Origin of the sequence: Stutzerimonas nitrititolerans, assembly GCF_003696285.1 — a bacterium.
Classification (GTDB): Bacteria; Pseudomonadota; Gammaproteobacteria; order Pseudomonadales; family Pseudomonadaceae; genus Stutzerimonas; species Stutzerimonas nitrititolerans.
Genome location: NZ_RFFL01000008.1, coordinates 221138 through 228672 on the forward strand (window position 1 = coordinate 221138; position 7535 = coordinate 228672).

Genomic DNA, 7535 nt, shown 5'->3' on the forward strand with positions numbered 1-7535 from the left:
ACGCCAGCGCTAAATGTTTCAGGCTTTTGCTTCTGAGTATGATGGCACTTTGGTTTCGATTCGCCGGTTTTTCGTCTACCCTCTCGCCGCCCGACGCACGGGCAAGGCCGTCCCGGACGGTTCGAATCGTTGAAACTTGGAGTAGTACCGGATGAAATCTCTCGTAGCCCTCACCGCAGCCCTCACCTGCACACTGGCCCTGCAGGGCTGTACCACGCACCTGGCCGAGGGGCAGAAGCGCGAGCTGGCGATCTATGAAGAGAAGGGCCTGCTGGTCAAGGAGAAGAGCGTGGGCACTGCGGCGGTGCTGGGAATCTTTCCGGGCGCGGGCTATTTCTACACCGGGCACTACGTGCTGGGCATCACCACGCTGCCGCTGTATCCCTTTCTCGGTCCGCTGTGGATGCCCTTCGACACGGCTGCTTCGGCCAAGAGCCGCAACTACTACGCAACCAAGATGGAAGCCGAACGCAACAAGGCGCGCGAGTTGCGCGAGCTGGATCATCGCCTCGAGGACAAGCAGCTGACCTACGAGCAGCATATCCGCGAGCAGCGCACTATCGAGGCCAAGTACGCGGCGTACTGATCAGGTCGGCCAGCCGTGTTTCACCCCTCTCCCTCGACGGGAGAGGGAGAGGGAGAGGGGGCGAGGGTGAAGGGGAGCCACTGCACACCCTGTTTCCCCTCTCCCTGGCCCTCTCCCGCAAGGGCAGAGGGATGTGTTCCAGGCCAGTCTTTCGCGCTGGGAACGCTCAACGCCAGTTGTACAGCTCCTTCTCGGAGATCTCGTGCATCGGCTCGACCTGGGCCTGGAAGGCTTTCATCGAGGCCCAGATGCGGCCGTTCAGCTCGCTCTGCGCGGCCAGTTCGCCGAGTACCAGGTCCGACTGCTCGCGCATGGCGGCCAGCACCTCGTCGGGGAAGCGCTTGAGCTCGGTGCCCTGTTGCTTGAGCTGCTCCAGCGCCAGGGCGTTGTTGTAGACGTAGTCGTCGTGCATGTCGCGGCTGGCGGCAAGGCTGGCTTCGGTCACGATGACCTGCAGGTCGGCCGGCAGGCTGTCGAATGCCTTCTGGTTGATCAGCAGTTCCAGTACAGCCTGGGGCTCCTGCCAGCCCGGGTAGTAGTAATAGCGCGCCGCCTTGTGCAGGCCGAAGGCCAGGTCGTTGTAGGGGCTGACCCAGTCCGTGGCATCGATGGCACCGGTCTGCAGCGCGGTGAAGACTTCACCGCCGGGCAGGTTGACGGTAGTCGCGCCCAGTCGGCTGAGGACCTCGCCACCCAGGCCCGGCATGCGAATCTTCAGGCCTTTGAGGTCTGTCAGGCTGTTGATTTCCTTGTTGTACCAGCCGCCCATCTGCATGCCGGTGTTGCCGATCACCAGCGGCTTCACGCCGAAGGGTGCATAGGCTTCGTCCCAGAACGCCTGTCCGCCACCCTTGCTCAGCCAGGCGTTCATCTCGGAGGTCGACAGGCCGAAGGGTACCGAGGTGAAGAACTGCGCGGTCGGCACTTTGCCTTTCCAGTAATAGGAGGCGCCATGGCCGAGCTCGGCGGTGCCGCGCGAGACGGCGTCGAAGACTTCCAGTGCCGGTACCAGCTCGCCTGCAGCGTAGACCTTGATGGTCAGGCGCCCGCCGCTCATGGCGTTGACGCGTTCGGCCAGGCGTTCCGCCGAGGTGCCGAGGCCCGGATAGTTCTTCGGCCAGGCGGTGACCATCTTCCAGTGATAGGTCTTGGCGGGCGCGCCGGCCGCCTGCTGGTTGGGCGCTTGGGATTGTTCGTCCTTGCAGCCGGCCAGGGCCAGCGTGGCGAGCAGGGCGGCTGCACCGAACAGATGGCGGCGTTTCATGTCGTCTGGATGTCCTTGTTTCTTGTTGGGGGCTTGGGTCAAAGCGCTTCGAGCTTGGCGTAGCTCAACATCAACCATTTGCTGCCTTCATCCTCGAAATTCACCTGCACCCGCGCCTGGGCGCCGGCGCCTTCGAAGTTGAGGATGGTGCCTTCGCCGAATAGCGAGTGGCGCACGCGCTGGCCGAGGTTGAAGGGGGTGTCCGGCACGCCGGCGCCGTCGAACAGCGACGAGCCGCTCATGCCGCGGTTGTTGAACGAGCGGCTGACGGTATTGCTCAACCGCACTTCCTGGATCAGCGCCGGCGGGATCTCACGGACGAAGCGCGAGATCTTGTTGTAGGTCTCGCTGCCGTACAGGCGTCGGGTCTCGGCGTAGGTGACGATCAGCTGCTGCATGGCGCGGGTGATGCCGACGTAGGCCAGACGGCGTTCCTCTTCCAGACGGCCTGATTCCTCCAGGCTCATCTTGTGCGGGAACAGACCTTCCTCCATGCCCACCAGGAATACGAGTGGGAATTCCAGGCCCTTGGCGCTGTGCAGAGTCATCAGCTGCACGCTGTCCTCGTGATCGCCGGCCTGCTGTTCGCCGGCCTCCAGCGAGGCGTGGTCGAGGAAGGCCGCCAGCGGCGTCTGCTCGTCCTCCTGCTCGTCGCTGTAGTTGTCGAAGGCGCGTGCGGCGGACACCAGTTCCTCGAGGTTTTCCACCCGCGCCTGGGCCTTCTCGCCCTTTTCGTCGCGGTGATAGGCGAGCAGACCGGACTGCTCGATGACCAGCTGCGCCATGCTGTGCAACTGCATGCCCTCGACTTTCAGCGCGAGGGTGTCGATCAGTTCGACGAAGCCGTTCAGCGCGCTGGCGGCGCGGCCGGAGACGAGCTTGGTGCCGACCGCCTGGTGCAGCGCCGCCCACAGCGAGATTTCCTCCTGGCGCGCCAGCTGGCGCAGGCACTCGACAGTCTTCTCGCCGATGCCGCGAGCCGGCAGGTTGATCACCCGCTCCAGCGCCGCATCGTTGTGGCGGGTCTGGATCAGGCGCAGGTAGGCCATGGCGTTCTTGATCTCGGCGCGCTCGAAGAAGCGCTGGCCGCCGTAGATGCGATAGGGGATCTTCTCGCGCAGCAGAGCCTCTTCCAGCACCCGCGACTGCGCGTTGGAGCGGTAGAGGATGGCGATCTCGCTGCGGCTCATGCCCTCACGGATGGCTTTCTCGATGCTCTCGACCACGTAGCGCGCTTCGTCGTGCTCGTTGAACGCGGCATACAGGCTGATCGGCTCGCCTTCGCAGCCGGAGGTCCACAACTCCTTGCCCAGGCGGCCCTGGTTGTTGGCGATCAGCGCGTTGGCGGCCTTGAGGATGCAGGCGGTGGAGCGGTAGTTCTGCTCCAGACGGATGGTCTCGGCATCGGGAAAATCCTGGCTGAACTGCTGCAGGTTCTCGATCCGCGCGCCGCGCCAGCCGTAGATCGACTGATCGTCGTCGCCGACCACCATCAGGCTCTCGCCGCCCTTGGCGAGCAGGCGCAGCCAGGCGTACTGCACGGCGTTGGTGTCCTGGAATTCGTCCACCAGCACGTGGCGGAAGCGCCGCTGGTAGTGTTCCAGCAGGCCCGGATGGTTGCGCCACAGGTCCAGCGCGCGCAGCAGCAGCTCGGAGAAGTCGATCACCCCGGCGCGCGCGCAGGCCTGCTCGTAGGCCTCGTAGATCTTCAACTGGGTGGCGAGGAACAGGTCGCCGCCGGCCTGGATGTTCTGCGGGCGCAGGCCTTCGTCCTTCTGCGCGTTGATCCACCACTGCGCCTGGCGCGCCGGCCAGCGCTGCTCGTCGAGGCCCAGCTCGCGGATCACCCGCTTGACCAAACGTTGCTGGTCGTCGGAATCGAGGATCTGGAAGTTCTGCTCCAGCTTCGCTTCCTGCCAGTGCGCGCGCAGCAAGCGGTGCGCCAGGCCGTGGAAGGTGCCGACCCACATGCCCTGCGGGTTGACCTGCAGCAGCTGCTCGATGCGCTGGCGCATCTCGGCGGCGGCCTTGTTGGTGAAGGTCACCGACAGGATCGAATGCAGCGAAGCGCGCTCGACCTGGTTGAGCCAGGCGATGCGGTGCACCAGCACCCGGGTCTTGCCCGAGCCGGCGCCGGCGAGCACCAGTTGACGGCCCAGCGGCGCGGCCACGGCCTGGCGCTGGGCATCGTTGAGGGAGTTCAGGAGGAGAGAGAGATCGTCATGCATCGCGGCATTCTATTGGAAATGCGGCGGATGCGCTCGTCCCTGGCTCGGGCCCGCTGGCGCCGCCGACGGAACGGTCGCCGGCGCGCCTTTCGTCGGCGACTGTGCCTCCGCGCGTCGCCGAGTTCATCTTTGGTCGGAACAGGGCATGACGCTGAGCTAGCAACGTGCCATTATCGGTCGCTTCATCGGGGCCGATTTGTTGAATCGGCCGCGTTTCGAGATGTCTTCGATAGGACCTGCGAAGAATCACCCGGACCGCCAGCACAACGAAAACCACGATGACCCATTCCGCTCAAGCCAGCCATGAAACGCTTTCGATCGACGATGAATTCGAGGCGTGCGGGTATCAGGATGCCGACCAGCGTACCGAGCGGACGCGGCGGCTGTTCAGTGGCCTGAAGCTGCCGCTGCTGCTGATGCTGCTGGCCAGCCTGCTGTTGCCGGCGCTGCTCTGGGGCGAGCACGGGCGGCTCGAACTGGGCGTCTGGTCGGTCTGTACCCTGTCGCTGGCGATGCTGCGCCTGCAGCAAGGCGCCGCATTCGCCAGCGCTGACGCGGCTGCCCAGGCACGTCCGTTCTGGTTCCAGGGCTTGCTGCTGGGCAATGTGCTGTCGGCACTGGTCCTCGGCTATGCGATCGTCGCCCTGGTGCCTGCGGAAGGTTTTCTGGCGCAGACCCTGCTCTACGGCGTGCTGGGCTCGGTTGTCGTCGCCGGTAGTGTCGCCTGCGGGGTATCGCTGTGGGCGTTCCTGAGTTTTACCCTGCCTTGCCTGTTGCCCGCCGGTTTGCTGCTGCTCGTCAGCGAGCTGCCGGTTCAGAAGGGCTGGGGGCTGCTGGGGCTGATCATGCTGCTCACCCTCGGCATGATCGCCTGGCAGATCAACCGCCTGGTTACCCTGAGCCTGAAGCAGCGAGCGGACAACGCCCTGCTGATCCAGCGCTTGCAGCACGTCAGTCGCGAGGCGGGGGAGTTGAATGCCGAACTGGCCCGCGAAGTCGACCAGCGCCGGCTGGCCGAGCGGCAGTTGCGCGACGCCCATGACAGTCTCGAGCGGCGAGTCGCGGAGCGCACCGGAGAGTTGGCCGGCGTGGTCGAGGCCCTGGGCCAGAGCGAGGCGCGCCTGAGCCTTGCGCTGGAGGCCAGCGAGCTGGGGCTGTGGGACTGGGACCTGCGCAACGATGAGGTGCATCACTCCGGCCTGAGCATCGCCATCGATCAGTCCGGGCTGCCGGCCGGGCAGGCCGATTACCATTGGCATAGCCTGGACGCCGACGACGTGCCGCGTGTGCGCAACACAATGGTGGCGCACCTGAAAGGCGAGACTGAAACCTACAAGGTCGAATATCGCGTCCAGCGGGACGACGGCAGCTCTCTCTGGATCGAGGACCGTGGCCGCGTGATCCTGCGTGACGAGAACGGACGTGCCTTGCGCATGATCGGCACCCGCCGCGATATCAGCGAAGCGCGCCGCCAGGCCGAGCAGCAGCGCCTGGCCGCCGTGGTGTTCGAGGCGGCCAGCGAAGGTGTGGCGATCATGGACGCCGGTTATCGGCTGCTGGCGGTCAACGACGCCTGTTGCGAGCTGTCCGGCTACAGCCGCGAGGAGCTGGTCGGCCACAGTGTCGCGCGGCTGGCCAGTTCGGCGGAGAGCAAGCAGCTGTACGCCAGCATGCGCGAAGCGCTTCGCCGCGACGGCGGCTGGCAGGGCGAGCTCATCGAGGCGCGCAAGAACGGCGAAAATTACCCGCAGTGGGTGCAGTTGCGCGCGGTGCGTGACGCCAATGGCGCGATCAGCAACGTGGTCGCCTTCATTTCCGATCTCACCCTGCGGCGTCAGGTCGAGGAACGCCTGCGCTACCTGAGCCGCTACGACGAACTCACCGGCCTGGCCAACCGCAGCCTGTTCAAGGAACGGCTACACGACGCCTGTCAGCGTGCTCGAGGCGCCAACGGGCACCTGGCCGTGCTCTTCATCGACCTGGATCGCTTCAAGGTGCTCAACGAAAGCCTGGGCCACGAGGCGGCCGACCAGTTGCTGAAGGAAGTCTCCCGGCGGCTGGTGTACAGCCTGGCCGGGGCCGACACCATCGCCCGGCTTTCCGGGGATGAGTTCGTGGTGCTGCTCGAGGGTTACGGCAGCCTGTCGAGCCTGGCGCATGTCGGCAGTCGCCTGCTGGGACGCATCCGCAAGCCGATGGATATCGCCGGCCAGGAACTGGTGGTCAGCGCCTCCATCGGCATCAGCCTGTTGCCGGACAATACGCGCGAGCCCGCCACGCTGCTGGCGCAGGCCAATATGGCGATGCAGCATGCCAAACATCTGGGCGGCAACACGCTGCAGTTCTTCACCGAACGACTGCAGGCCTCGGGGCTGGAGAATCTGAAGCTGGAAAACCAGCTGCGCCAGGCGCTCGAGAAAGGCCAGCTGGAAGTCTTCTACCAGCCGCGGCTGAGCCTGCAGGCGGACCGCCTCGATGCGGCCGAAGCGCTGGTGCGCTGGCACCATCCGGAGCAGGGCCTGCTGACACCGGCGTATTTCATCGCGCTGGCGGAGGAAACCGGCCTGATCGTCGCGCTGGGCGAATTCGTGCTGCGTCAGGCGTGCCGGCAGGCTCGCCAGTGGCAGTTGGACGGGCTGGCGTCCATCCGTGTTTCGGTCAACCTCTCGGCCAAGCAGCTGCGGCAAGGCAACCTGGTCAGCCTGGTGCGCCAGACCCTCGAGGAAACCGGGCTGCCGGCCGCGATGCTCGAACTCGAACTGACCGAAAGCCAGCTGCTCGACGATGTCGAGAATGCCATCAACATCTGTACGCAACTGCGCGCGCTGGGCGTCAAGCTGGCCATCGACGACTTCGGCACCGGCTATTCCTCGCTGAGCTATCTCAAGCGCTTCCCCGTGGATTACGTGAAGATCGACAAGACCTTCATCTCAGAGCTCGAACAGTCCAAGGAAGACACCGCGATCATCCGGGCGATCATCGCCATGGTGCACGGCCTGGAGCTCGAGGTGGTAGCCGAGGGCGTCGAAACCCAGTCCCAGATGGATTTTCTCAAGGACCAGCGCTGCGACGAGATCCAGGGCTATCTCATCAGCCGGCCGGTACCGGCCGCCCAGTTCGCCGAGCTGTTGGGTTAGCAAGGCGGTCGAGCAAAGGGGGAAAGTCCTTCGCCAGAAGAAACGTGATTCCCATCATGCTGCCGCCCCGCCCTCATTGAAACGGGCGTCCAGGTCGGTCAACCTTCGGCCTTCGCCTGACTCAAGGATGGAGGCCAAGGCATGCTGGATGCCAATCAAGCGCATATCACCCTCGCCATTTCCGGCGTCGAAACCGACCTGCAGGTACTAGGTTTCGAAGGCCATGAAAAGCTCAACCAGCCCTACCGCTTCGACATCGAAGTGGTCAGCGAGCGCCCCGATCTCGACCTCGAAACCCTGCTCCATCGCCCCGCCTATCT

At 64.9% G+C, this 7535-nt stretch carries 4 protein-coding genes; 2 read left to right on the forward strand and 2 right to left on the reverse strand.

Annotation, left to right across the window (positions count from 1 at the left end; translation table 11 throughout):
* Window positions 1-151: 151 nt before the first annotated feature.
* A complete protein-coding gene (locus tag EA795_RS12340) occupies window positions 152-586 on the forward strand; it encodes a TM2 domain-containing protein (protein ID WP_014851133.1) in 435 nt (144 codons plus the stop codon).
* A gap of 166 nt (window positions 587-752) precedes the next feature.
* On the opposite strand, the gene EA795_RS12345 is transcribed toward EA795_RS12340, so the two are convergent.
* Window positions 753-1850, reverse strand: coding sequence for a TRAP transporter substrate-binding protein (locus EA795_RS12345; RefSeq protein ID WP_122077576.1), 1098 nt, complete (start codon window positions 1848-1850; stop codon window positions 753-755).
* 38 nt (window positions 1851-1888) lie between these two features.
* Window positions 1889-4078 carry a DNA helicase II gene (uvrD, locus tag EA795_RS12350; protein ID WP_058076226.1) on the reverse strand — a complete coding sequence of 730 codons (2190 nt, stop codon included), beginning with the start codon at window positions 4076-4078 and terminating at the stop codon, window positions 1889-1891.
* Between the two features lie 278 nt (window positions 4079-4356).
* Between uvrD and EA795_RS12355 the strand changes: the two genes are divergently transcribed.
* Window positions 4357-7215, forward strand: coding sequence for a putative bifunctional diguanylate cyclase/phosphodiesterase (locus tag EA795_RS12355; RefSeq protein WP_122077578.1), 2859 nt, complete (start codon window positions 4357-4359; stop codon window positions 7213-7215).
* The last annotated feature ends 320 nt before the right edge of the window (window positions 7216-7535 follow it).